This window comes from Ochrobactrum sp. AN78, from assembly GCF_029909885.1.
In the GTDB taxonomy this organism is placed as follows: Bacteria; Pseudomonadota; Alphaproteobacteria; order Rhizobiales; family Rhizobiaceae; genus Brucella; species Brucella quorumnocens.
On record NZ_JASAMU010000022.1, the window covers coordinates 1 to 25530 of the forward strand.

A 25530-nucleotide genomic window follows, 5' to 3' on the forward strand; every position below is an offset into this window, starting at 1 on the left:
GCCCAGCTTGATATAAAGCGCAACAGCGCGCATCCGGTCTTCGTAGGAATACATGAACTACCTCCCTGATAGTCCAAGTTTTCCTCCGCACCCCCTCCGGGTCAGTTCTCAGCGGCAATCAACAGACATCATTAATCGAATGGAACATTGCATTGCTCCTGAGGACGGGAAGCCGTCGATGAACTGCGGGGTTCAAAAACTCAGAAGGTACGTATTCGATGCGCGCGGGTGACAAGCTCAACAGGGAGCATAGTCAGCAATGGGGAATGGGTGAGCGCGTGTTTCATGAAGGGAACATATCAGGAACAAAATCTGGGAGTCAAGGCACCATTTCTGCTTTTCTCGATCCAACATACCATTCACCTGTAGCAGGATTGCACAGTCCAGGCAGTTTGTACCATCGATGGATTCTAAGGAAGTCGCTGACGTTCTCTGTTGCTATGGGAATTTGGTGGCGTATTGAAGCAGCGGCTATTTGCAGGTCTTGACCAAATTTGGGTTTCTTAGATTTTGCGTCTGGTACCCACAGAGATTTCAAGGCTGGCGTAGAGATCATCTGCCCAATTATTCGGGCGGTGATGGCGTCTTGATCAAGGCAAACGAGGTCGCTCGCGAGTAGTCGATCCAGCCATTTCTCCAGTGCATCCGCGCGGGGCGAGCCCGAGAGCCGGAGATTTTCTATTCCCTTCTGTATCTCGATTACAGTCGAAACAGAGATCGCAAAATAATTGTCCGGAAATCGCTGGGACCATGTGATAAGCTGATGCGGAGGATTCTTGTAAGCAAATTGACTTATGATGCAGGTATCTAGTAGCAGTCGCTCATGCGTTTTCATACTGCACTCGCAAGCGTGGTTAATTGATAAGCATTATCTGGGCAATTACAAGAATTTGGTAAAATAAACATTAGTATATCTAACGATGGCTCGCAAAAGCTGTCGCTATTAAACATGGGGTGTTTTGTAGATGGGTTCTGGAAAACATTGGACTATTACTGAATTTATTTCAGCGCCAGATGATGTTTTGTCTCTTGTTGATGCACAAAGTCCGCAATTTCTAGTGTCGGGCAGTAAGGTTTATAAAATTGAAGCCGTTCAAGAGGGTCAGGCCGAAAATGCAAAAGATATATTATTTCGCGGTGGGCCATTGGATACTGGTGACAGATTAGATTGAGCGGGCTTGATTTTCTTCTCCAGGGCCAACACTACGTCCTTAATGAGGATTTTAGCTCTGTTCTGGGTGAGGATGTATCGGATCGACCCAATAGACCGTCTCTGGATTTTCGATAGGTTCCACGTCGGTGATGTTCACGACGACCGCTTCGTTGTCAGATCGAACCAAAACGCATTCCAGCACGTTTTCAGGATCAGCGTTTATCTCCTGATGGGGAACATAAGGTGGGACGAAAATAAAGTCGCCTGGTCCGGCTTCGGCAACATATTCGAGTTTGTCTCCCCACCGCATCCGAGCCTTGCCACGCAGAACGAAAATAACGCTTTCCAATGCTCCATGGTGATGGACGCCCGTTTTCGCATTGGGTTCGATTGCGACCGTCCCGGCCCAGATTTTCTGTGCTCCAACACGCGCATGATTTATAGCAGCCTGACGGAACATACCAGGTGTTTGTGCGGTGTTGGGGTCGAGTTGATCGCCTTTTATCACACGGACCCCATCGTGCTTCCATCGATCTGAATGTTCGTGATGATGATCGTCGCTCATGGCAAACTCCGTTGGACAGATAGAAAGCTCATCTATGGTCGAACAGTCTTTGTATTCCGTCAAGTGTATGTGGTTGAGGCCGTAGGTTGGGAAGAGGGATCATGAGTGGAAGCGGTCGTTTCTTAAGCTTCATATGGCAATAATCTAGCGATAAGGATAATAAGGCTGCTAAGTATTATATTGGCAAAAAGTCTAATTCTTCGGTGCATTTCTCTATGTGCTGTTGACTCTGGGAACAAAATCGCGCATCCGGCTCAATATTATTCTGGTTGCAGCATTGTTGTTCGGCGTGTGGGGCGCGAGGAACATCAGACAATTCTGCAACCAACGCATGCATAGTTCAATCGAATATCGATCATCATAGCTGGCGAAGCCTTTTAGATGATCCACCGACCTTTGAGTGGGAATTGGTCGGTTCAATCGGGGACGTATTGAAATGCAATTTGGTATGAATTTGGCTCCCTTGGGTGCCGCTGTAATAATTTTGATGTCGAATTTTGTTCCTGTACATGCACAGGATGCATCTCCTGTCGTACCGCAACCAGAAGCGCAAGCTGTCCAATCGACACGTTTTGATGACTGGTATTATCGGTGCGCTGAGGTCAAAGCTGCTGACGGCAAAACCGTTTCGCAGTGCGAGGTTGCACAGATTGCCCAGGTTAAACAGGGCGAGGAGAACGTCAATGTTCTCACATTGGCCATTGCGAAGACTGCGCCCGAAGCTGGCAAGAAGCCTTCCGGCAATGAGCTGTGATTGACCGCTCTTGTGCCGCTGAATGTTGTGCTGCCAATTGGTCTTGGTTTGGCTGCTGACAGCAAAGATGTTGTTACGATCCCTTACCGCAATTGTAATCAAGCTGGATGCTGGGCGCAGCAGAAGCTCGATCCAAAGATGCTTGGTGCATTGCAGAAGGGAACTTCAGGAGAAGCCCGTTTGCGTCTGATGAACGGGCAGAATATCAATCTCAAGTTTTCTTTGAAGGGGCTCACCAAGGCTCTCGCAGAATTGCAAAAGCCAACTAAAGCCTGACGGATAAGATGATGATGTATTCTGTTCGTTTGGGCAGGCTTTGGCTTGCGTTCAGTGCTGCGCTGCTTGCTTCAACAACTTCTGGTTTTGCCCAGCAGTCACCTAATGTGATACCGAATGCGGCGGCATCGCCTGCCGATGATTTTATGCGTCGTCAGGCCGAACAGGATTTGGAACAGCGACTGCGCGCTTTGGGTGATGCAACACCGCGTGAACTGACACCAGCTAGGCCCGAGCAAGCCGAGCCGACTACAGACGCTGCAAAGGGACCATGCTTTGCAATCATCCGTGTTGAGGTTGAAGGCGTCAGTCTGCTGTCAAGTCAAACACTTGCGCCAACATTGGCTTCTTATCAGAACAAGTGCATCGGCCTTGCTGATATCAATGTTCTGTTGAAAGACATCACCAGTCTTTACATGGATGCAGGCTATATTACGTCACGCGTTTATGTGCCGGAGCAGGATATTGCAAAGACTAGAGTGTTGCGCCTGGTGGCCGCTGAAGGTTCACTTTCAGACATTTACCTCAATGGAAAGCCTGCTGAATATCCGGGCTTGCTTGCAACTGCCTTTCCCGGTCTCAAGGGGAAGCCCGTCAATATACGTGATGTTGAACAAGGGCTTGATCAGGTCAATCGACTGTCTTCTAACAATGCAAAGACGTCAATGTTGCCAGGGAAAGAGCCAGGGGCTTCTATTCTCAATGTCGAGAATAAACCCGGTCTGCCGTGGCATTTCTCACTGGCCAACAACAATCTTGGTCAGAAATCGACCGGTTATTCGCGATCATCCGTGTCGTTTCGGATGGATAATCTGGTCAATCTGAACGATCTGGTGTCGCTCACCTATGAACACACTGGACCTGATTATCCATGGCCCAATGACGGTACAGGGCAGAGCAACAGCATTTCCGGCTCGATCAGTGTGCCTTATGGCTATTGGAGCTTCACGCTCAACGGTTCCTATTACAAATATCGCAGTTCCGTTCCCGGCCAATATTCGGACATCGACACTTCCGGCAATTCAAAACAATTGGGCTTTAACGTTGACCGCGTCATCCTGCGTGACAAGGATTCCATTACGACGCTTAATGCAGGCATCGCTTATAAGGCTACAGACAACTTTTTGATGGGTAATCTGATCGAAGTTGGCAGTCGCGAATATTCGGTTGCCAATCTCGGCATTTCCCATTCCCGCCGTATGCTCGGCGGCCTCTGGGTTTTTGACTTGAGCTACAATCAGGGGCTTGGCGTGTTTGGCGCGACGAAACGCGGTGATCCCGGTGCAGGCGACGCAGAGCCGGAATTCTCCAAATTCACAGGCACGATCAACGTCACCAAACCCTTCCAGCTGGCGAGCCATAACTTCCAGTTCTCAACGCTGATCAACGGACAATATTCCCCAGACAATCTGTATGGTGCGGAACAGATTTCATTGGGCGGTTATTCCAATGTGCGCGGAACCCGCGACAGTATTCTGTTTGGCAATAATGGCCTGTTCACCCGCAATGAGCTCGTCTGGCGCACGTTGCCGTGGAAGGACAGTGAACTCCTGAGCAAACGGCTCGGCGAATTGCGGCCCTATGCGGCCATTGATTATGGCCATGTTTTTGAACAGGCGCGATTTGGAATTGAAGGTGGCGATGTCTCCGGTTGGACTGTGGGAACGCGTCTGGCGGGCGGCAATATTGGTGCGGATATCGGCTATTCACGCATCATCAAAAGCACAGCCGATACCAATGGCAAGGATTTGTTTTTTGTCAGCACATCGCTGCAGTGGTGATGTGCGAGCAGGGGGTAATTATGTTTTCCGGGGATATTATGAACAGCAAGAAACAGCATTTTGCAGTAGCTACAGCGATGGTCCTTAGTATTGCCCTCGCAGGCTGTGGCGGTCGTGAAGCAAAACCTATTGCAATAACCCATCCGACCGATAGCGCATTTGATTGTGCGGGGATTTCACGTGAGTTCGCTGCAAATGAGCGGCAGATAACGGTTACGCTGAAAGAACGCAGTCAGGCCCAGGGCAAGAATATCGTTCTGGGAGCCGCAGGCGTTCTCTTCCTCCCCGCACTGTTTTTCATGGACCCGAAGTCGCCTGAGAAGGTGGAGATCGATGCGCTGCGCAATCGCAACAAAGTTCTGGAAGATATTGCACGCAGCAAGAAGTGTTCGGTACCTAAATCCCAACTGACCGAAGTTTACAAAAAACTCGACAATCCGGGCAGCGGACAGTCTGCAAAATCCCGAGATTAAGGGCTTTTGCGGCTTACAGGCCGCATGATTTTCGATTCATATTTTAAGGCAGGCTCGGCCATGAAGAATTTTGCATACCGCCAATATTTCTCGCGTGTATCCGGTTTTTCCAAGGGAACCAAGCGGACACACCGCTGGTTTGATCCTGCCGCATTTGCTCGCAAAGGCGTTGCCAGCCTGTTGAGCGGGCTTCTGGTGTTCCAGCCTGTTTTATTGCAGGCGCAACAGCTCACCCCTGATGTGAATGCGCCGATTGGCAATCAGCCCGGTATTGGAGCCGCACCCAACGGCGTGCCGCTTGTCGATATTGTGACGCCCAACGGACAGGGACTGTCGCATAATAAATATGGCGACTTCAATGTAGGCACGCCTGGGCTGATCCTCAATAATCACAATGGCGAGTTTGGTACATCGAAACTCGGTGGTGTGACACCGGGCAATGCCAATCTGAAGAACTCTGGTCCTGCAAACGTCATTCTCAATGAAGTGACAAGCGGTAGCCGGAGTTCACTGCTTGGGCCGACAGAAGTCTTTGGTGGTCGGGCTGATGTTATTATCGCCAATCCTAACGGAATTACATGCGACGGCTGCGGTTTCATCAATACACCGCGTGCAACGCTGACCACAGGCACCCCCGATATCGACGGTACTGGCAAGCTATCAGGGTTCACCGTCCAGGGCGGTGATGTCACCTTCGGTTCGAAAGGGGGCAATTTTGCTTCCGGAGATGGTGCTGTCGATCTGTTCGATATCGTATCGCGCCGTATTCAGATTGACGGTCCGATCAATGGCAAAAACCTAAGGCTCACGGCAGGTCGCCAGAAGTTTGACTATGCCACGGGTGAAGCCACTGCTCTCGATGGTGCTGAGGATGCGGGCGAGTTTGCCATTGACGGCTCAGCCCTTGGTGCCATGCAGGCGGATCGCATCAAGATTGTTGTGACCGACAAGGGCGCTGGCGTGCGCATGCGCAATGATATGGCGGCCAATGCAGGCGAATTGACGCTTTCTGCAGACGGCAAAATATCGCTTGGTAATGCATCGGGTCGTGACGGTGTTTCCATTCAATCGAAGAGCAAACAGGTCGATGCAAAGAAGATCACCTCAAAGAAGAAGGTGGTCGTCAAGGCAGATAAAGGCATCACACTGGAAGCGGTTTCCGCTGACGAAGATGTCATTTTGGGCAATGGCGAGGGTCTGCTCTCTGTTGCAGGCGACGTTGCATCGCTTGGAAATATAGAGCTGACCTCGTCCGGTGCGATTACGACTGGCGATGTCGCGGCTGGCAAGAACGCAAGCTTGCAGGCGGGACAGGGTATTGCGGCTGGTCAGGTCATAGCCGACGGTGCGGCAAATCTTGCCACAACATCCGGCAATATCGCGCTGTCTGGTACCGCCAAGGCAGGCGGTGGCGCGCTGACTATGACGGCAACATCAGGCGCGATCAGCGCTGCCTCTCTCGTCAGTTTCAACAATATGACATTGACCGCCGGAGCCGACATTACCACCGGTGATATTCTCTCTGGCGGCACACTTATCGCGTCTGGCCGTTCTCTGAACGCTGGAAATGTCGTCTCGGGTGTAGATTTTGCCGCAACCAACGCTGCCAATGGTGCGATCACACTTGGAACCTCAGGTGACATGCGCCTCGCGACGACAGGCAGTGTTGATGTTGCCTCGCTGCTTTCTGCTGGAAACCTGAATATTTCAGCGGCTTCGCTTGTAGCGCAAAATGTGACCAGTCACGGAGCTGTCACCATTGCTGGCGAGACAAATGTCTCGGGTCAGCTTCTGGGGAGCGGCGATATCGGCATTACGGGCAAAAACATCAAAGCTGGTGCCATCATCTCCGGTGTTGATTTTGCTGCCAGCAAGTCGTCAAACGGTACCATCGTCGTCGGAAACACAGGCGATACAACGCTTGTAGCACAAGCCGGAACGATTGATGTCACAACACTTTTGTCGGCAGGCAATCTTGTTGGCGATGCTTCCACTTTCAAAGCGGCCAATGTCACCAGCTATGGTGCGGCCAATATCTCGGGTGCAACGACGATCAGCGGCCAGCTTCTGGCGGGTTCAGACATCACTGTTAACGGCCCAGCCATTTCTATCGGTACCGCTGTTGCTGGTGTCGATCTCAATGCATTGCGCCAAGGCAATATCGTTCTGGGTAATGGCGCACGCACGCTTAACCTCGTCGCAACATCTGGTGATCTGAAAGCAGATCGATTGCTTTCATCTGGAGACATAACTGCTTCTGCAACAGCAAATCTATCTGCCAATACCCTCACGCATGGCGATTTGCATCTCACTGCAGGTGGCAATCTTACGCTTGCGGGTCAGTCACTTTCTGCTGGCAATGTCACACTCAATAGCGGATCAATGACCATTGGAACGCTTGTTTCCGGTGTTGATTTTGTAGCAACTGAACAATCAGGCGGCTCGCTCACATTAAAGTCTAACAATACTCAATCCGGCTATACGACATTAACGGCCAATGGCACGATTGATGCCGGAACCTTGTTGTCCGCACAGGCTTTGACGCTCACAGCTGGCTCGTCCAATGCCACAAACGTCACCAGCAACACCAGGGCAAATATCACGGGCGCGACTACGATCAGCGGCCAGCTTTTGGCGGGTTCCGATCTTTCGGTTACAGGGTCTGCAATCAACATCGCGACAGCTGTCGCTGGCATTGATCTGGTCGCTTTGGCCAAAGGAACAATAGCAACAGGCAATGTTGCAAGTGGCCTCAGCTTGATTGCTACGGCTGGTGATTTGATCGTCAATCGTCTTCTTTCTTCTGGCAACACAGTCGCCTCTGCCACTGGAAACTTATCCGCGAATGTCGTTTCGCGTGGCGATCTGAACCTGACAGCCGGGGGCGCTGTTACGCTTTCAGGCCAGTCTCTGGCAGGCGGCAATGCAACGATTAACGGTGCATCGCTGAATATTGGCACACTTGTTTCCGGTGTTGATTTTGCTTCCACCGAGCAATCAGGCGGTTCGCTTATCCTCAAAACTGGCGCGGCCAGTGCGAATGGTGCGGCGACCGTCGGTCAGATGACACTCGGAGCGTCCAGCGGCTCAATCATAGCCGATCAATTGCTCAGTGGTGGCGATCTGAAGGCCAAAGCGCAACAGAATATCTCCTATAACAGCCTGCAAAGTTTTGCTTCTGCCGATCTGAATTCGGTTCTCGGGGCGATTAGCCTTGATAAGAATACGGTCGCAAAGGGCAATATCGCACTGACACTGCAGAGCCTTGATCTCAGTAATAATCGTTCCAGGCTTGCGACTGCCGGAAACCTCATCGTCAACGCGGCGTATGCCAATCTTTCGAACGCGACGCTCACTTTTGGCGGTATTGCTCTGAACCTCTCAGGTTCGGCTGATGCATCAAATTCGAAAATCCGTGCAGTAACTGCCAATGGTGGCAGTGGTGATATTACGATCAACGCTCAGACGGTCGTTACAACCTCTGCCACAGCCTTGTTGGCAGCACATGATCTGACTTTGACGCTTGCCTCGCTTACCAATGCAGGTCAGTTGGCTGCTAATAATAATCTTGCTCTCAAGATCAGCAGCGATCTCAACAATACGTCTACAGGTCTGATCTATGCAGGCAATAACGGCCAATTGTTCGTTAATGGTACGATATCCAATAACTTTGGTGCCATCTTTTCTGGAAATGACCTCACCTTCGCAAACTATGCTGGTACTGGCAAAAACGCCGCACTGATCAATACCGCAGGGCTGATCCAGGCTGGCAAAAATCTCTCCATTCAGACCGAGTATCTCAAGAATGAGGCCAATGGCGAACCGACAATTGGCGAGCGGCAGGAAGATGGTCCTCGCTATTCATTCGGAACGCCCGATAAATATGATGAGCTGTGGGACAATGATACCCCGATGCGCGGACGGTTGTTCTTTGAGCCTGCCGATAGCGTGAAATGGGGGCGCGGAGGTTGCCGAGCAAAAGACGGCGATCCTTGCGATGTGACCTGGCTCGACAAGGGGCTATGGAACACGAAGGAAGAAACCTATGGTTATCTGACGCTGCCGGATGGCTCGATTTACAAGGCTTTCACATGGACCAAGGCTGGCTCCAACGACGGCAAGGGTAAAATCTGGTATGACTGGAACGATGCTGCAGCAATGTCTGCGCAATATCAGAGCCAGTATTTTGCATCAAAACCAACCATTCAGGGTCTCATTCAAGCCAATGGTGACATCGTCATTGATGCCACCAAAATCGACAATTTCTATAGTTCGATTGAGGCAGGTGGCAACGCGCAGATTACAAGCGATCATCTGACCAATAAGGGCGTTACGCTTTATAGAAACGTCTATATGACCTGTCTCGCGGATGCTGAAACCTGCTACGGTTACAATGCAGACGGGACGCGCAATTCAGCCGCTGACATTAGTGCCAATGCTTCCGTGCTTGTTGGCCGGGAGGCTGTTGATAGTCTTTCATCCGTAATAAGAGCCCGTGGTGCTTTGGTGCTGAATGCGGGCACCACCGATAATACGGCTGCAAACGGCTCAATTGCAGGATACGCACGCTATGAAGCAGCCTCCACAACTGGCGATCCACTCAGTGCGCTGAATGGGATCACTGCTGGCGGGGCACTGTTCACACCGAATGCTGCCCTTGATGCCCTCCTTGCAGAAAAGGGGCTTTCTCTTTCAGGCAATGGCCTGCAAGCAGGGGGCATTTCCATATCCGCAGCAGAAATTGCAGCAGCACTTGGTAATTCTGCGCCGAAACCAGATTCAGGTGGTTTTGGCGGCACATCGCCGGGCCAAAACTTCATTTACGAGACACGGGCCGAATTCCTTGATGTCAGCAAGTTTTATGGCTCCGGCTATTATCTCAATCGTGTCGGCTATAAGCCCGATACGCAGATGCTGTTTCTGGGCGATGCTTATTTTGAAAATCAGCTGATCGACAAGCAGATGCGTGAAGCCACCGGACGTGGCCTTGGTAGCGGTTCTTATGATGCTGTCGATCAGGTGAAGTCACTGCTCGATAATGGCATTGCATATGCGCAAAGCCATGGTCTTGTATTTGGTGAGCCTTTGAGCGCTGAACAGCTTGCAGCACTCGATACTTCCATCGTCATATACGTCAAACAGAATATGAACGGTGTCGAAGTTTTTGCACCTGTGCTTTATGTGGCCGCGAAAGACCGCGAGGCAATCGTTTCTGCGGGCGCGATGATTGAGGGTAATAGCGTTGTTATTGCAGGTGAAGCAGTTTCCAATTCTGGCCTCATTGCATCCAGCACTGATCTGCGCGTTCAGAGTACGACAATTTCTGCGAACGGTGGCGGCTTTGCAGCCAATGGCAATCTGACGCTTGCTGCAAATAACGGCATTACGCTGAGTGCTGGAACAACGACGTTTAACGGACAGACCGTTGTGATCCCGACAGATGCGGTTGCGGCGGGTGGTAATGCGATCCTTCAATCTGGTACAGACGTTAATCTGAACGGGGTCAATGTTAAAGCAGGTGAAGGCCTCGCAATCAGCGGCGAGAACGTCAACATCGGTGTTGCCAAGGGCACATCAGTCGATGGCTCTGAGAATGTAACAGGCTCAAAGCTTCAAGCAGGCAACGATCTTGCCATCAAAGCCACCAATGATGCGACCGTTTCTGGCAGTCAGATCAAGGCGGGTGATAACCTGGCCATTGCGGCAGAAACTGGCAATCTCACCATTCAGTCGGCTGAGGCTAATCGTAAGGATGGCTTTGGCGAAACCACGACACAGCAGAAATCTGAAATCGCTTCGGGTGGATCGACATCGCTGAATGCTGACAAGAATGTTGTTATTGCAGGCTCTGATGTCAGTGCTGGCGGTAATCTCGCAGTCCAAGCAGGTGAAAGCGTTGCTGTTATCGCGACACAGGACAAAGCCAGTGGGTCATTCGGCTCCAATAGTTTCGATGCGACCACCCAGCAAGGTTCCAACCTGTCTTCCGGTGGCAATACGAGCGTCAACGCCGGAGCCGACATTCTGATTGGGGCGTCCAACCTTGATGCAGGCGGCAATTTAGATCTGGCTGCGAAAGGCGATGTCAACATCGTTGCCATGGCAGATCGCAATGAAGAGCACACGAACGGCAAAATCTATCAGCGCAATGAGACCGAGACCAATGCTATTGGATCGTCGATTTCGGCTGGCGGTAATGTCAAAGCGGATGCGGGCAACGATTTCAATATCATTGGCAGCGACGTGAGCGCCGATGGCTCTGTTGGGTTGAAAGCTGAAAACAACGTCAATGTACTGGCTGCCGAGAGTGACTATCACCTCGATTCCAAATTCAAGGAAAGCGGGGGGACATTTGGCAAGACCCGTGCATGGACGAAGGACGAAGACAGCACGACGCTAAAGGGCTCATCGATCAGCGGTGGCACTGGTGTTGATATCAGTTCCGGCAAAGATACGACGATTGCCGCATCTAAAGTTCAGGCTGGTGATAAAGACCATAAAGCTGATCTCAACATTAATGCGGGTGGCGATCTCATCATCGCCTCCGGCAAAGACACCGTCGATCAGGATAGCTCCAAGTCGAAATCCGGGTTCCTGTCGAAGAAAAGCGGCGCAAACCAGAACTACGATGAAACCACGGTTGCATCGGAACTGGGCGCATCGGGCAATGTAAACCTCAATGCTGGTGACAATGTCGCGATTTCCGGCTCCAAAGTCACCGCTGGCGACAATATTGCCATCGAGGGTGACAGCGTTTCGATCATCGGCGCGCAGGAGCAGCATGACAGCGCGTCATCTTCCAAAAAATCCGGTTTTGGAGTTGGCTCAGGCGACGGCTTCTATTCGATTTATGGCAAGGAGCAGAAGAGCTCGAGCGAGAATATCGTTGCCAATGTTGGCTCTGAACTGTCTGCCGGAAACGATGTCTCAATCAAGGCCCGTGAAAGCGACGTCAATATTGTCGGCTCGAAAGTCGAAGCCGGAAATGACATTGCGCTCGATGCAGCTCGCGATGTGAACATCCTGCCTGGCGCTGAAAGCTACGCGTCTGAAGAGAAGGAAAAGCGTTCAGGATTCGGTGTTCAAGTGAAATCGGGCAACGGTTCCGCATCCATTGGCATTGGTTACGGCTCTTCGAAAGACGAAACCAAGCAAGGTGCTGAAACCAATGCAACATCGGCGCTCAGTGCGGGGCGTGATTTGGTGATCACAGCCGGACGTGACGCAAATCTACAAGCTGCTCAGGTGGAAGCTGGTTCCACAGTCGATATTCTCGCCGAACGCGATGTCAATCTGCTGTCTGCACAGGACAAGACCAACTACGAAACCATGCATGAGGAGCTGTTTGCTGGCATCACAGCGACTGTGTCTTCAAGTGTCGCGTCAGCAGCCAGCAACATTTATGATGCAGCAAAGAAGGTCGGGGAAGGCAGTTCCAGCCAGTCAATTGCGATGGGCACGATAGCTGCAATCAATGGTTATTATGCCTATGATGCACTGGTGAATGGGAAGCCAATCACGCCAGGTGAGTTCAAGCAGGATGGCCCACTTCTTTCAACTTCCATCACGGCAGGCTTCCAATATTCGAAGAACAGTGCCTCAGGTTCAACATCGACGCCAGTGCCAACGACCATTCGTGCTGGCGACACAGTCATCATTGAAGCGTCGAGCGGCGATATTAACGCAGTCGGCGCGCAGATCGCAGCTGGCTATGACGAAAAAGGTCTGCCGTCAGGCGGTCGAGGCGATATCGCTCTAATTGCTGGAAACGACATCAATCTCATCAGCGCTCAGGCGACAACGGAAAATTCCAGCAAAAACATTTCTGGTGGCGTGCAGATCAACCTTGATCTCACAGGCGGCAACTTCAACTTTTCGACGGGAAATGCCGACGGAACAACCGTCACAAACGTCAACACACATGTTGTAGGTACTGTCGGGATTTATCTGCAATCTGGCAATGACACGAACCTGAAAGGGGCCACCGTCACTGGAGAAACGGTGATTGCTGATATTGGCGGTGACCTTAATATCGAAAGTCAATTAGATACGTCATCAGGAAAAGCCAAGCAGGTTGGCGTTGGCGGCGGTATTGGAACGAGTGGCAATGGGATTTCTGGCAGTTATCAGACTGGAAAAGGCGACGCCGCTATTGTCTCCGAACAATCCGGCATCCGTGCAGGTGAGGGCGGGTTTGATATCAAGGTCGACGGCAACACCAAGCTTACGGGCGGTGTGATTTCCAGCGAGGCTGATTCGAAAGACAATCGTCTTGAAACCGGAACGCTCGAATTCGAAGACCTCGATACACACTCCGAGTGGAAAGCCAATACCTATGGTGGCGGTATTTCCGACAAGGGTCCTCTTGTTTCCCCGCCAATCAAGGAAGGCGAAAACGAGACAGGCAAGGCACTGTCAGCAGTTTCTCCCGGTGAGATCATTATAACCGATCTTCCCAATCAGCAGCAGAACATTGATGATTTGCGTCGCGATACGACAGATACTAATACCTCGCTGCCTGGTATTCCTGATCTTCAGAAAATTCTCAGTGAGCAGCTGAAAACCCAGCAGCTCTATGACGATGCAGCCGCCAAAGCGGCCAACATGATCGGCACCAAGGCTAGTGACTTGGCGAATGCTGCATACGAGCGTGGCGACAAAGACGAATATGAGTTCTGGAAAGAAGGTGGTCCTGGTCGCGCGGCCCTTCATGCAATCGCAGGCGGTCTCCTTGGAGGCGTGACAGACTTCAGCGGCATGTTGAGCGGCGCTCTCGGCGGTGCTTCTTCGGCTCTACTAGCGCCTAAGATAAGGGAACTAGTTGCAGAGTTCGTCAAAGAATCTGGTCTGACTGGTTCGGCAGCAGAGTTCATGACCAACACAGTAACTGGTTCCATCCTTCAAGGAATTGGCGGTGTTACCGGTGGGGCTGGAGCAGCGTATGCGGGGAATGCATATCAGTTTAATTATCTCGATCATGCGGATGCCGAAAAGCGGACTGCAGCTAAAACTGCATGCGCTCAAGGGGATGCCGTTGCATGCGAAACGGCAAAGCAACTTGATGAAAAGGATGAAAGGCAACAGAAAGCTTATGTAGATTGTCGAGCAAATGGCTTTTCTGGTGATGGCTGTGGAAACGTCCTTTGGGACGCAACTGCGGCGATGTCGAGTTATAGCGGAATAGCCGAAGTTTATCTGCAACAAGAAGATTGGAATAGAATCGTTCAAGACCCGGATGTTCAGCAGCAACTTTTGAATCTGTTCGCTCCAGAAGGGTACGAGAACCTTTCAGCTGAGAAGCAAGCTGAACTCAATAAAGTAGTCAAATTCCTGGTTTCGGATCCGTCGGGCTTCACAGGAATGCCTTATCTCGTCAAGAAGGTTCAAGAAGGCGATCTTCTGGCGATTGCCCAGTTCGTTGGTTTGGTATCCAAAGTAAAAGGCGTAACAGCGGTCTCAAAAGCTCTTGGTAAAGAGGACGGCACAGTCAGTACGGTGCCAGAAAACTGGGTTCCTGTGAGTGGGGTAGGTGCTCAAATCAATGCACCAACGGGTTTTATTCCATATCGAACGCCGACTGGTGATCTTGTCTACGTCTCTCCTGGAGGTTTGGTTTATGGACAAGGTTCAGTTGATGTACGCCGAATCGACCACGTATTGGCTCACACTGTATCTAATCCGAATAAAGCCACACATACCGTATTTAACGTTCAAGGAAACGATGCGCTTACTTTGATCGACGAAGCTTGGTTGAAAAAAGGTACTCCTGTTCCTGGAGATCCGGGAGCCTATGTTGTACCAATGGGTCGAACTGTGGGCACTAAAGGTGAGAATAGTATTCGCGTGATAGTAAAACCTGGTACAAAAGAGATTATAACGGCGTATCCTCAATGAATAATAAAAATCATCTATGCCCTCGATGCAATCAAGGTTCTGTATTAAAAGCCGTTGTTAAGAAAACGGGTAAAGATTTATACATATGTGATGAGTGTGATGCAGTATGGTTTTGCAAAGAAAGCATCGAATATGCAACGTTTAATTATTTTAATGTATATATGGAGAGGCAAGGACTTGAAGATAACTGGGATGAGTTGGAAACCAATGTGAAGTTATAATTAATAGGCTTCGATATTGTATCATGGGGTATCAGAGTTCGTGGACAAAATTTGAATGCTTGAATCGAATTTTGATTCAAGGCTGTTGATTTTTACTTGAACTTCAACCGCTTTTCCATCTCGCGCTGAAACAAGCTCAAGATGGAAACCCCATTTTTCCATTGGCTTAAGATCAATACTCTGGGTCACGAGCACACTGAAAGGTTGGATTACTTTATGTGGGAAATCAACGCCAGCAGCGAATAAAGCGAATACTTTATCGGGTGGCAATGCTGGAGGTGAGCAGATCAAACTGCAGCGCGACACGCACCTCTGAAACTGAAATTGCAATGCTAAATGTTTCTGAATCGGCGCTGATGAGTGAAAAGGGCGGCAGAAGCAAAATATATTAATTTGTCTGACGACAAAGTGCGCGCAATTGAAGACACTTGATAAGGCAAAAATGGCTCGATCTATAAAAGTACAATGAGACGCTGAAAGGAATTTAAAAGATGATGAATGGGGGCAAACAGCATTTTAAGCTTGCACTATTGCTAGGTGCAGCTGCTGCCATGCTTACCGGATGTGTTGGTGGTAATGGGGGATTAAATATTGGTCTCTTTGGTGAGGCCAATCAGCTCGATAAAGAATGGAAGAACAAGACAGTCGAATCGTTCCAAAAACGATTTGGTGAGCCGATTGAAAAATCGAATGCGAATAATACAGTTGTCATGCGATGGACGAAGACATCTGCGCCGTTTTGGGTGCCGTCGCAACTTTACTATCAATCCATGGGTCCCAATATGTCGATGCGGGTTCATAAGCCAGCGCATTATGAGACAGCAAACTGCATCATCGGTGTATCGAATGTTAATGGACGCATAACAGGTATCAAGACAGTCGAGGATGGGTGGATTGATAAGAAGTCGTTCTGTCAAACATCTTTTGGAATATGATTAACTGCTAGAAAAGTGAAATCTCTGATAGGCATAGCTTCTTTGCAGCCAATGCAGGTTTTGCAGGCCTGAAAGCTTATGATGCGATCAAGAACCTGCAGGGCATGGCCGATGGTACGGGCAACATAGCTTCTGCTTCCATCGGGGTAGGCTTCGAATATTCGAAGTCCAAGAAAAATGCTGAAAGTTCGATACCGGTGGTTACAGGTATTCGCGTCGGCAACAGCGTTTCCACAGAAGCCAAATCAGGCGACATCAACAGTCATGGCGCACAGATCGTGGCTGGCTACGACGAAAACGGTCTGCTGTCCGGCGGTGCAGGTGATATCAGCCTGAAAGCTGGCAATGATATCAATCTGGAAAGCGCGCAGGCAACCAACAGTTCGTCCTCATCCAGTAAATCTGCTGGAGCAAGTGTCGGTTACTCTGTCGGGATTGGACTTGGCAGTGCGACCGGTGGTTGGACCGGAAGTGCAAATGGCAGTTCGGGCAAGTCGAACAGCGATGGCACGACGCAGGTCAATAGCCACGTCACTGGTTCAGGTAACATCAATATTGAATCCGGTCGTGACACCAATCTGAAGGGCGCTGTCGTCGAAGGTGAGACAATCACCGCCAATGTCGGGCGCGATCTCAACATCATCTCGGTTCCTGACACCGGCGAAAGCTCGAACAAGTCATCCTCATTCGGCGTCAGCGGCTCATTGAGCGGTGGTACGCCGAAAGTTACCGGTGTGTCGCCGGGCTATGGCACCGGTTCCGGCGAAGCCAACTGGGTCAGTGAACAGTCCGGACTCGTTTCCAAGGGTGAGATGGATGTGACCGTCGAGGGCAACACGCATCTTGGTGCTGGCAAAATCATCTCTGAAAGCGGGGATCTGACGCTCGATACCGGCACGCTCACCCATGAGGACTTCTCTGGATCGAAGAACTATGAAGGTTTCGATATTCAGGCCAATATCGACCTGACGCCGAAGGATGCAGACGGCAACAAGCAACAGCAGCCGGATCAGACGTCTCAGCCAAAGAACTCGGCTGAAGGCACGTATCAGCTCGACGATACCCGCCAGGAAGTGCACGCCACTGTCGGGCCGGGTGAGATCATCATCCGTGACAAAGACAAACAGGCAGAACTCGAAGCGAGCGGCCAACTGTTTCCATCCGTCCGGCTAATGTGGTGAAAACATTGTCTATGGTGCGGGCAAGGTTGCCAAGGTGTCGGGCGGTTACTCCGTAGCTTATCCTGGCTTTGCGGATATAAAGCCCAAAATGGTGCCATAAACCTGCAGAAATGGCGGATAGTAACCGCGCGTTGTATTCGTTTTCGCTTGATCAACCTTGGAACCTAGGCAATATGGTTTCTGGGCTGGGACGATATGAATTTTCAATTTTGTGGCGAAACCCGATCATTGGTCGGCGAAATCACTGAAGCATTTTTACCTTACGCAGAAGCGGCTGTTTTAAGGCTTCAGGGATTGTATCCAAACGTCAGTTTCTCGCTGGACGGTGATAAAATAACCGTCCGAGAAATCGATGAGCAATCTGTTCCAGCGTTCCGAAGCGTTATAGCCCATCAGATTTATCGCGAGAAGATCCTTACTGAAACGCTTTCGTTGCGGAAGTCCTTGCTGTCTGCGGTCATAAAATGACAGAGGTCTGGCCGCTTAAGTTCAAAGATACGGGTAGTGGATATTTATTCTCAGACGACGCGGGAGGCTTCTTTAAGTCAGATGCGACGTTCCTGGATCGTTATGCGAATGGCGAGCTCGCTGAACGCGATTTGACGTTCTTAAAATCGAATGGCTCAGCATTTGAAGAAAAGAACGACCTTGCGTGGACCTCATTCGCTTATAGATGGTCGCGCCGCCAGGCGGTCGCAGGTGAGCTGGCTTATTTGATCCTGGTTCCCACACTGCGCTGCAATCTGACTTGCGGCTATTGCCAGGTTTCTCGCGTTTCGGAGACGGCAAAGGGCTTTGACTGGAATGAAGAAACCCTTGAGGCTGTTCTCCAGTTTCTGAACCAACTTTCAACAACTTCGATCAAGATCGAATTTCAGGGTGGAGAGCCACTACTCCGGTTGGATATCCTCGAAAAGGTAAGGGCGTTTTGCAGACAACGTTTCGAGAGTGCTCAGTTTGTCGTTTGCACGAACCTTCAAAATTTGTCTGAGCGCGAATGGTCCTTTCTGGCAGATGACGACACTTTTATAAGCACGTCCGTCGACGGAGATCGTAGAACTCACGAACGGCAAAGAACGCATGAAGCTTCAAAAACGGACGCGTTCTTCAGGAATCTCAACGAGGCAGTTCGTCGCTTTCCAGAAGGCAAGATTTCGGCATTACCTACCATTGATGTCGATAATCCTCCTGATCTGGAAGCTTTGATTACGAACTTTGAACAGTTCGGCATTCGATCAATTTACCTGCGGCCGATAAATTATCAGGGGTTTGCCCGGAAACTGAAGCAGCGCGGTGACGTGCTTCAACGCTGGAATACTCTTTATTCAGATTTCATTGATCGCTTGGTCGAGCGCAATTTCGCAACTGGATCGGTTTTGGAAGAATACTATTTCAGTCAGTGTCTGAAGCGTATCCTTCGCACCGGATCAGATCAGCATGTGGATCTTCGAAATCCAAACTTCTTCGCGTCGGACTATCTGGTCATTGATCATGATGGCGTATTTTATCCTACCGACGAAGCCCGAATGCTGTCACGTATCGGTCGGATTGATCTCAGCATAGGTGACCTCTCGTCAGGCTTGGATTCCACAAAGATTGCCGCTCTAAACGCCTCGTCGCTGAACAATTTCGACCCAGATTGCATTCATTGCGTTTATCAACCTTTCTGCGGTACTGATGTCGTCGATGATCTGTCGCGCTATGGTCGTATTGATGTCCCTCGGCACGAAACGTGGTTCTGTGGTCGCCACACTGCGATTTTCGATAAGGCTTTCGAATTTCTATACAGCAATGACGAAGAAATTCGGTTTTCCGTCGCACATTGGCTCGGTATCGCCGATTGGAGCCCTCAGATGGTTGAGGTGCACACATGATACCGCTCCGTATCAAAGCAATGTCAGATGCGTCGGAGCCCTTTGTTGTTAGACTATGGGCAGATCGACCGTTGGACGAGCCGTGGGTCGACGAAGCTTTCGAAGCAAACCTGATGTCAAAGTCAGACGGCGACAGCATCTTCGAAGGGAAGGTAGGCCGAGTAATAATCTCGGGAATTTCGCCTTCTGACGTCAATGGCGATGTGCTTCTTGTCAATCCGAGAAAGGGTGTCGCTGATCGTCTTGTTCGCAGGAACTCGCCTCATAATACGTTCGTAATTACCGAGCGATGTGACCAGCTTTGCGTGATGTGTTCCCAGCCTCCGAAACAGCATCATGTGGATCTGTTTCCTTACTTCGAGGCCGCAGCATTGTTGGCTCCGCGCAATGCGGAAATCGGATTGTCGGGGGGTGAGCCAACTCTGTACAAAGCTCAGCTTTTCGGACTTCTCAGCCGTGTAATGCAACAGCGGCCCGATATCAGTTTTCACGTTCTGACAAATGCTCAGCATTTTGTTACCGAGGATCTATCCGCTCTAAGCCAGATTGATCTCAGTCGTGTAATTTGGGGCGTCCCTCTTTATTCAGCAGATGCTTGCGTACATGACGAAATCGTGGGCAAGGCTGGTGCTTACGACCAGTTGCAGAAGAATTTGGCGCTGATGGCCCGTGCTGGCTGTCGGATCGAACTCAGAACCGTGCTGATGCGCCCCAATGCAGAGCACCTGCCGGAACTGGCGAGATTCATTGCGACGATGCTGCCCTTTATTGACGTTTGGGCCATCATGCAGATGGAAAACATTGGTTACGGCAGGAAAAATTGGGACGCGCTATTCTTCGACAGTTCTGATCAGTTTATGGGACTGGCTACGGCATTGAACATCGTTCAAAGTCGAGGGCTGGAAGCAAAATTGTATAATTTTCCGCTCTGTACTGTGCCAGTGGCTTACAGATCACTGGCTCCGGCTACGATCTCGGACTGGAAGAAGACTTTTCTAGAGGAATGTGATGGATGTTCGATGAAGGAGGCTTGTGGGGGCTTCTTTGAATGGCATCCACGTAATCACGGTTACAGGGCGTTGGGGGTATTATGAAAAAGAAAGTATTTGCGATTCCATCATTATTGGCCGCTGGTTTTTTGCCAGCGGAAGCGGTGGCAATGCCACCAAAGCCGTCCATAGATGACGGAGGAAACTCGAAATCTCTATTCGATGTTTTCAGGATGGACCACGACTACACTCTGGCTGGCCACAGAAGCCACAGTTCACATCGGTCTCATAGCAGTCACCGTTCGTCAACCGGCGGCTATTCCTATCGAGCGCCTTCGTATAGTGCGCCGTCCCGGAGTTATGCGGCACCGCTTTATAATCCCCCTGTTAACACTGCCCCTGCGCCGTCGCCCCAATATTATCCATCAGCGCCATCTGGATCGGGTGCGACAGGTGGCACAGCCATGCCGCTAAAGACGCTCCCTGGCAATAGCGACAAGTTCAAGGAAGTCGTGAAACAGGTCCAACTCGCGATGCTTGCCTACGGCTATTACACCGGTGACATTGACGGGCTTCTGGGGCCAACAATGAAAACAGGGCTGCAAAGGCTTCAAGGCGATTATGGATTGAAGGTTACGGGAACAATCACGCCTGAAACCCTTGACGCTCTTCGTATTTCAGCCAAGTAAAGTGAGTAACGGTAATGGGTTCATGGCAATTGGCTCGTTTCCTGATAGCAAATGTTATCGCCATACTTTCGCTTGCGACATTCGCACGTGCGGAAATCGCTGTTGAACGTGTTCCACTTGATGATGGACCACCGGCATTGGTCTTGAAAGGCGAGTTCTCTACCAACGACGATCCAAGTGTGTTTGCTCGCGAAGTTGGCGCTACGGGTGCCAAGATCGTCTCGTTCTCAAGTGGAGGCGGCAATATTATCTCCGCGATGGCTTACGGTCGAATGATCCGATCCCTTGGTCTGTCGACCATGCAAGCGCGTTCTATGGAATGCTCATCGGCGTGTGCTCTTGCGTTTGTCGGTGGTATCAACCGGCACGCGGAACCAGGTGCAATCGGCGTCCATCAGTCATCGTTTGCGCCTGAGCATACACTGGACGGGCAAAGTGCAGTGGCCGCTGTCCAAAGGGTTACAGCGCACATCATTACGTATCTGGTCGAAATGGGTGTTGATCCAAGACTTCTGCAGCTCAGTCTGTCGGTGCCGAGCTCGGATATGCGCTATCTGACCGCGACTGAGATGCAGGACTTCAAAGTAACAACGAGCGGTGAAACCACGACGGCATCGACACCCTCCGTGGCGACAAATCCTCAGCCAGTCCAGCCGCCGTCAGTGACGGAGACCACTCCGCAGAATGACACGAGAGAAGATAGAGCACGCGCTTTTCTGATGCGCTATTACGAAACCTGGTCGCAGTCGAACAGCCAGTCAATGAACTTCGCGGAAAGCGCGTACTCTGACTTTGTTACATTTTACGACAAGGTCCAGGCCAAATCGTTCATTGTTGATGAGAAGCGCAAGTTTGTGGAGCGTTGGCCTGAGCGGGCCTATAGCCCGAAAGCCGACACGGTTAGAGTTATCTGCACGGATAATTGCCAGATCACAGGTGTCGTCGAATGGTTTGCGCGAAGCTTCTCTGGCAAGACCTCGTCTGGAGATGCCGAATTTGCGTTCGGCTGGGATCCACGCACGAATAGGATCGTCTCTGAATCGGGAAAGGTCATAACACTCGACAAAAACGTATTCGAACCCACCCGAATAATTTCGCAGTGGCAAACAGAAAATCAGTTATGCCGGGGTGGGTCAGGTGACTCTCCCGAAACACATAAAGCTTGCGGACGACGAGATAAGCTGGATGCCAAACTCACGTCTGTTGGCTGGTGTTATGGGCGTCCCGGCGAATATGGATATCAGATAAACTGGCATCAATGCGAAGGACGCCAATCGTCGGCTTCGAATTCTGTTCAAGCCAATGCCACCCGTGTAAGTGCTCCAGATCCCCGCGCATATCCAGTCGAAGCGCGGTTTTCCGGCAAAACGAAGATGCCGGACTTCAAGGGACGCGATAAGGATTTCAATTCGTTTCGAACTCGAATTCGCAATGGTCTCAAAGACGGGCCCAATTTTGCGGGGCACTATTCGTTGATTCAGTTTGGCTGTGGGACCGGCTGCTCGGCAGTGATTGTAAGTGATAGTAATACTGGTCGTCCAATGGGCTTTCCACGCGGTGGCGAAGACAACATGTATTTGTCGCTGATGTTTCGGCGCGATAGTCGCCTCATCGCCGCGCAATGGGCCGATACCGAACGTGACAAGTGTGTGATCGAGTTTTTCGATTTCAAGGGACGGGCTTGGAAGCCATTAAACCGTTACGACGTCGGGGCCGTCGACGCTTGTTATCGGGAGATAGGTCAAAATCTTCAATAGGTTTCCAGCAAAACACATATGAGCAAGCGAACTGGGGGAACAGTTGCCATTTTATATTAGAAAATCGGTTTCTGCGGGGCCATTTCGTTTCAATTTTTCAAAGGGCGGTGTCGGCGTTTCTGTAGGCGTTAAAGGCCTCCGGATAGGAACAGGTCCGCGCGGTCATTACATCCATGCTGGCGCTGGAGGACTATATTATCGTGCTACGTTGGGTAACGCAGGTCGTAAGCGATCTTCGCAAGACGTTACGCCAAGTGAACGGCTACCGGTCGCTACCTATTTCGACACCGATGTCACCATGGTTGAGATCGAATCTGGCGACGTTATGCATATGCGTGACGAATCCTTTGAAAATTTGCTCAACGAAATCAATTCCAAGTTTACGCAATCGCGAATGTCCACCACTTTGGCTTGGATTTTGGGCGGCGTTGGGTTCGTGGCAGGTCTTGCGCTCGGGGGAGGGACTGCGCTTTTGTTCAGCCTATTGGCACTCCCTGGATGGGCGATAGGTAAGTGGCTTGATTCATACCGACGTACCACGGTGCTTTATTATGATCTCGAAGGGGAGGCGGAGAGGGGCTATAGGCGTCTAACTGAGGGATTTGATGCTCTTTGTGGTTGCGCCGCAAAATGGCACATCGAGGCTGGCGGCGCAGTGCAAGGGCTTACCGCTTAGAAACGAAACGCAGGTGCGAGCCATCTCGTTAACAGGAAAGCGACCGCACTCTTATATAAACTGCCTTCAATTATTAATAGCAACATAACTCCGCCTGCGCTTCATGTCGGTAGGCAGGTTATGTACTTCATGCCCGATGTCGTTTTGGTTCAAGATAGAAATCGGTTCGGTGCCGTGCAGTATGCTGATCTGAATTTGCGATGGCAGCCTTCAAGGTTTATCGAAACCGAACGTGTACCGAGCGATACAACGGTTGTCGGCCATACCTGGAAGTACCCCAATAAAAACGGCGGACCAGACCGTCGCTTTAAAGACAACAGACAAATTCCGATCTGTCTATACGAATCCGTTCACTTCAAGAGCAATAGTGGTATCAACGAACTAGTCGAGTTTTCAAAAACAGGTCTGGTTGAACAGTTTGCCGAGGGCTGTAGTCTGTTGGCGAAGCTACCTCGCGGTCGTAAAACCGTTGCTCCCCCTGTAATTGAAGATGACGTCCGCAGCGCGATTGCGCCTGACGAGCCTGCGATCAAGCGCAATCATTTCAGGACTATTGCATATGTCTTGATAGGATTGGTTGCTAGCTTTTTTGTGCTGCGCTTTTTCGAATTCGGCAGCCGCCAAACGGACACAAGTTCTGTTAGTCGCACGACAAGTGAATCTTCACCTTCCTTGGGACAGAGGTCTGAGCCGAACATCTCGTCTCCTCAAGAGGTGGATATGGCACCACAATTGCTGTCCAATAAAAATACGGAAACGCTCCCTATTAACGCTCCTGCAGGTATCTCGGTAAAAACTGACACCGAAACGGAAAAAGCTTCCACACGTTATACGAAGACGGCAGTCAATCTGCGGAAAGGTCCTGGAACGAATTTTGAGGTGTTAAGGGTGATTCCTAAGGATGCTGAAGTTTCTGTTTTGGAAATAAAGGGAAGATGGAGCCGCGTGCAGATTGATAATCAAAATATCGGATGGATAGCGAACTCTACATTGTTAGAGCGTTAATCTTATCTGTACCGGGCTTAGTGCAATCAGTCAGCGCCAGAAGAAAGCTTACATTTTCTACCATCTGGACTGGGTCGACTATCGCCGAAGCTAGTATTCCACTCTGATAGGCTCCTGTGTCCAGTGCTATTCTGTTTGAATGAACCTCCGGCCCACGCGATGCAGTGACTGTATGACCATGGACAACGATCTTCTCATGAGCATCCGTATGGTTGAGGAACTCGTCCCTGATCCAGCGTAAGTCTTTTTCTCGTTGGTCTTTCAAAGAGACGTTTGGTCGGACGCCTGCATGGACAAACACAAAGTTGCCGTCGACGATAAGGTTCTCGGCTTGTCGCATCATTGCTACATGATGAGGGAAACCGTTGTTGAATTCCTCAGCCAAGTGCGTGACGTCTCTGCAATCGAGAAGGCCATATGACGCCAGCGTCTCGTGGCCGCCTTTACGTAACCAGTGGTCCAGCACACGTTCACTCTCTTGGCTGCCATCGAGTACCCGTAGGAAGAATTCCTCATGGTTGCCCAATATCAGGCGGCTATCCGGGGACGCGTTCAGCGTTGCATGTACCAAGTCCATCGCCCTCCTGCTACCGGGACCGCGATCAATGATGCCTCCTAAAAAGATAATGCGATACTCGGCCGCTCGCTGATCAGCATCAGTCTGAATTTGATCCAGCATCCTTTCCAGCAAATCTGTACGCCCATGCACATCGCCGATGGCGTATGTAATCCTGCTCGATTTCATTGAGTTTCCATGGCTCATGGACGCTGTGCTTTCGGCAGTTTTCGCCATTCCCATGGCACAATGAAATCACCTTGCCAAAGGCCTGAAGAGGCTCGCATAGCAATGTCTTGCACGCGTTCGTATGCTCCCTTGGAATAAACTGGCCAATCCAATGCGAGACCGTTCTCGACCAACCATGCAGCGATGTCTTGGCCTTGGCTTGTTTGGCATGTCGCAACGGTTCGGCCGTAACGATCCCGATCCACTGGGAAACAAGTGACAGGCTGTGCATCCTGAATGAATGCATCCAGTTTTAAGGCCGCCTGCTGTCCGCAACGATATAACTTGCCTTCCGCATTCTTACAGGTTTGCGTGCTTTCTGGGGCGTCAATCCCGCTAAGGCGAATGCGTACGCCGTGTATCTCGATTGTGTCACCGTCGATCACTGAGGCTCGTCCAGTTATATCAGCGGCATGAGCAGCTACAGCGTGTGTTTCGGCGTGGAATATTGACCCCACTAGCGGGCGAATACTTATTCAATTTTGACCCCTGCTAGATTTCATCCGAGTATCTGACTTTTAGT

20 protein-coding genes are annotated in these 25530 nt (G+C 50.6%); 16 read left to right on the forward strand and 4 right to left on the reverse strand.

Annotation, left to right across the window (positions count from 1 at the left end; genetic code table 11):
- Positions 1 to 319: 319 nt before the first annotated feature.
- The gene (locus tag QBD00_RS23000; protein ID WP_318580624.1) at positions 320 to 835 is read right to left on the reverse strand and encodes a hypothetical protein; all 516 of its coding nucleotides are present in this window, start codon (positions 833 to 835) and stop codon (positions 320 to 322) included.
- Positions 836 to 965: 130 nt separating this feature from the next.
- Between QBD00_RS23000 and QBD00_RS23005 the strand changes: the two genes are divergently transcribed.
- Positions 966 to 1172, forward strand: a complete 207-nt coding sequence (locus QBD00_RS23005) for a hypothetical protein (protein ID WP_318580625.1) — start codon at positions 966 to 968, stop codon at positions 1170 to 1172.
- 51 nt (positions 1173 to 1223) lie between these two features.
- Here the strand turns inward: QBD00_RS23005 and QBD00_RS23010 are convergent, their stop codons facing one another.
- Positions 1224 to 1718, reverse strand: a complete 495-nt coding sequence (locus QBD00_RS23010; protein ID WP_318580626.1) for a cupin domain-containing protein — start codon at positions 1716 to 1718, stop codon at positions 1224 to 1226.
- Between the two features lie 487 nt (positions 1719 to 2205).
- Here QBD00_RS23010 and QBD00_RS23015 point away from each other — a divergent pair, with 487 nt between their 5' ends.
- From QBD00_RS23015 to QBD00_RS23085, 15 genes are all read left to right on the forward strand, one after another.
- On the forward strand, positions 2206 to 2472 hold the full coding sequence (locus tag QBD00_RS23015) for a hypothetical protein (protein WP_318580627.1): 267 nt from the start codon (positions 2206 to 2208) through the stop codon (positions 2470 to 2472).
- Positions 2473 to 2748 carry an invasion associated locus B family protein gene (locus QBD00_RS23020; protein ID WP_318580628.1) on the forward strand — a complete coding sequence of 92 codons (276 nt, stop codon included), beginning with the start codon at positions 2473 to 2475 and terminating at the stop codon, positions 2746 to 2748.
- 11 nt (positions 2749 to 2759) lie between these two features.
- Positions 2760 to 4529 (forward strand): ShlB/FhaC/HecB family hemolysin secretion/activation protein, encoded by a 1770-nt coding sequence (locus tag QBD00_RS23025; protein WP_412535063.1) that lies wholly within the window; start codon positions 2760 to 2762, stop codon positions 4527 to 4529.
- A gap of 20 nt (positions 4530 to 4549) precedes the next feature.
- Complete coding sequence (locus QBD00_RS23030; protein ID WP_318580629.1) at positions 4550 to 5002, forward strand: hypothetical protein; 453 nt, start codon at positions 4550 to 4552, stop codon at positions 5000 to 5002.
- 60 nt (positions 5003 to 5062) lie between these two features.
- On the forward strand, positions 5063 to 14896 hold the full coding sequence (locus tag QBD00_RS23035; RefSeq protein ID WP_318580630.1) for a hemagglutinin repeat-containing protein: 9834 nt from the start codon (positions 5063 to 5065) through the stop codon (positions 14894 to 14896).
- A complete protein-coding gene (locus QBD00_RS23040; protein WP_318580631.1) occupies positions 14893 to 15117 on the forward strand; it encodes a hypothetical protein in 225 nt (74 codons plus the stop codon). Before QBD00_RS23035 ends, QBD00_RS23040 begins: the two co-directional genes overlap by 4 nt.
- Positions 15118 to 15608: 491 nt before the next feature.
- Entirely contained in the window at positions 15609 to 16052 is a 444-nt protein-coding gene (locus QBD00_RS23045) for a hypothetical protein (protein WP_318580632.1), read from the forward strand.
- A gap of 104 nt (positions 16053 to 16156) precedes the next feature.
- Positions 16157 to 17233 (forward strand): hemagglutinin repeat-containing protein, encoded by a 1077-nt coding sequence (locus QBD00_RS23050; protein WP_318580633.1) that lies wholly within the window; start codon positions 16157 to 16159, stop codon positions 17231 to 17233.
- A gap of 195 nt (positions 17234 to 17428) precedes the next feature.
- Entirely contained in the window at positions 17429 to 17701 is a 273-nt protein-coding gene (locus QBD00_RS23055; RefSeq protein WP_318580634.1) for a hypothetical protein, read from the forward strand.
- Positions 17698 to 19107 (forward strand): His-Xaa-Ser system radical SAM maturase HxsB, encoded by a 1410-nt coding sequence (gene hxsB, locus QBD00_RS23060; RefSeq protein WP_318580635.1) that lies wholly within the window; start codon positions 17698 to 17700, stop codon positions 19105 to 19107. Before QBD00_RS23055 ends, hxsB begins: the two co-directional genes overlap by 4 nt.
- On the forward strand, positions 19104 to 20201 hold the full coding sequence (gene hxsC / locus QBD00_RS23065; RefSeq protein ID WP_318580636.1) for a His-Xaa-Ser system radical SAM maturase HxsC: 1098 nt from the start codon (positions 19104 to 19106) through the stop codon (positions 20199 to 20201). The genes hxsB and hxsC overlap by 4 nt, the downstream gene beginning before the upstream one ends.
- Complete coding sequence (hxsA, locus tag QBD00_RS23070) at positions 20198 to 20785, forward strand: His-Xaa-Ser repeat protein HxsA (protein ID WP_318580637.1); 588 nt, start codon at positions 20198 to 20200, stop codon at positions 20783 to 20785. The genes hxsC and hxsA overlap by 4 nt, the downstream gene beginning before the upstream one ends.
- Before the next feature lie 14 nt (positions 20786 to 20799).
- Positions 20800 to 22542, forward strand: a complete 1743-nt coding sequence (locus QBD00_RS23075) for a hypothetical protein (protein ID WP_318580638.1) — start codon at positions 20800 to 20802, stop codon at positions 22540 to 22542.
- Positions 22543 to 22585: 43 nt separating this feature from the next.
- Positions 22586 to 23218 (forward strand): DUF4236 domain-containing protein, encoded by a 633-nt coding sequence (locus QBD00_RS23080; protein ID WP_318580639.1) that lies wholly within the window; start codon positions 22586 to 22588, stop codon positions 23216 to 23218.
- A gap of 129 nt (positions 23219 to 23347) precedes the next feature.
- Positions 23348 to 24223: an SH3 domain-containing protein gene (locus QBD00_RS23085; protein WP_318580640.1), complete on the forward strand. Its 876-nt coding sequence runs from the start codon at positions 23348 to 23350 to the stop codon at positions 24221 to 24223.
- Here the strand turns inward: QBD00_RS23085 and QBD00_RS23090 are convergent.
- The gene (locus tag QBD00_RS23090; protein ID WP_318580641.1) at positions 24204 to 24968 is read right to left on the reverse strand and encodes a metallophosphoesterase; all 765 of its coding nucleotides are present in this window, start codon (positions 24966 to 24968) and stop codon (positions 24204 to 24206) included. The genes QBD00_RS23085 and QBD00_RS23090 overlap by 20 nt on opposite strands.
- 14 nt (positions 24969 to 24982) lie before the next feature.
- Positions 24983 to 25393, reverse strand: a complete 411-nt coding sequence (locus QBD00_RS23095; RefSeq protein ID WP_318580642.1) for a thermonuclease family protein — start codon at positions 25391 to 25393, stop codon at positions 24983 to 24985.
- Positions 25394 to 25530 lie beyond the last annotated feature (137 nt).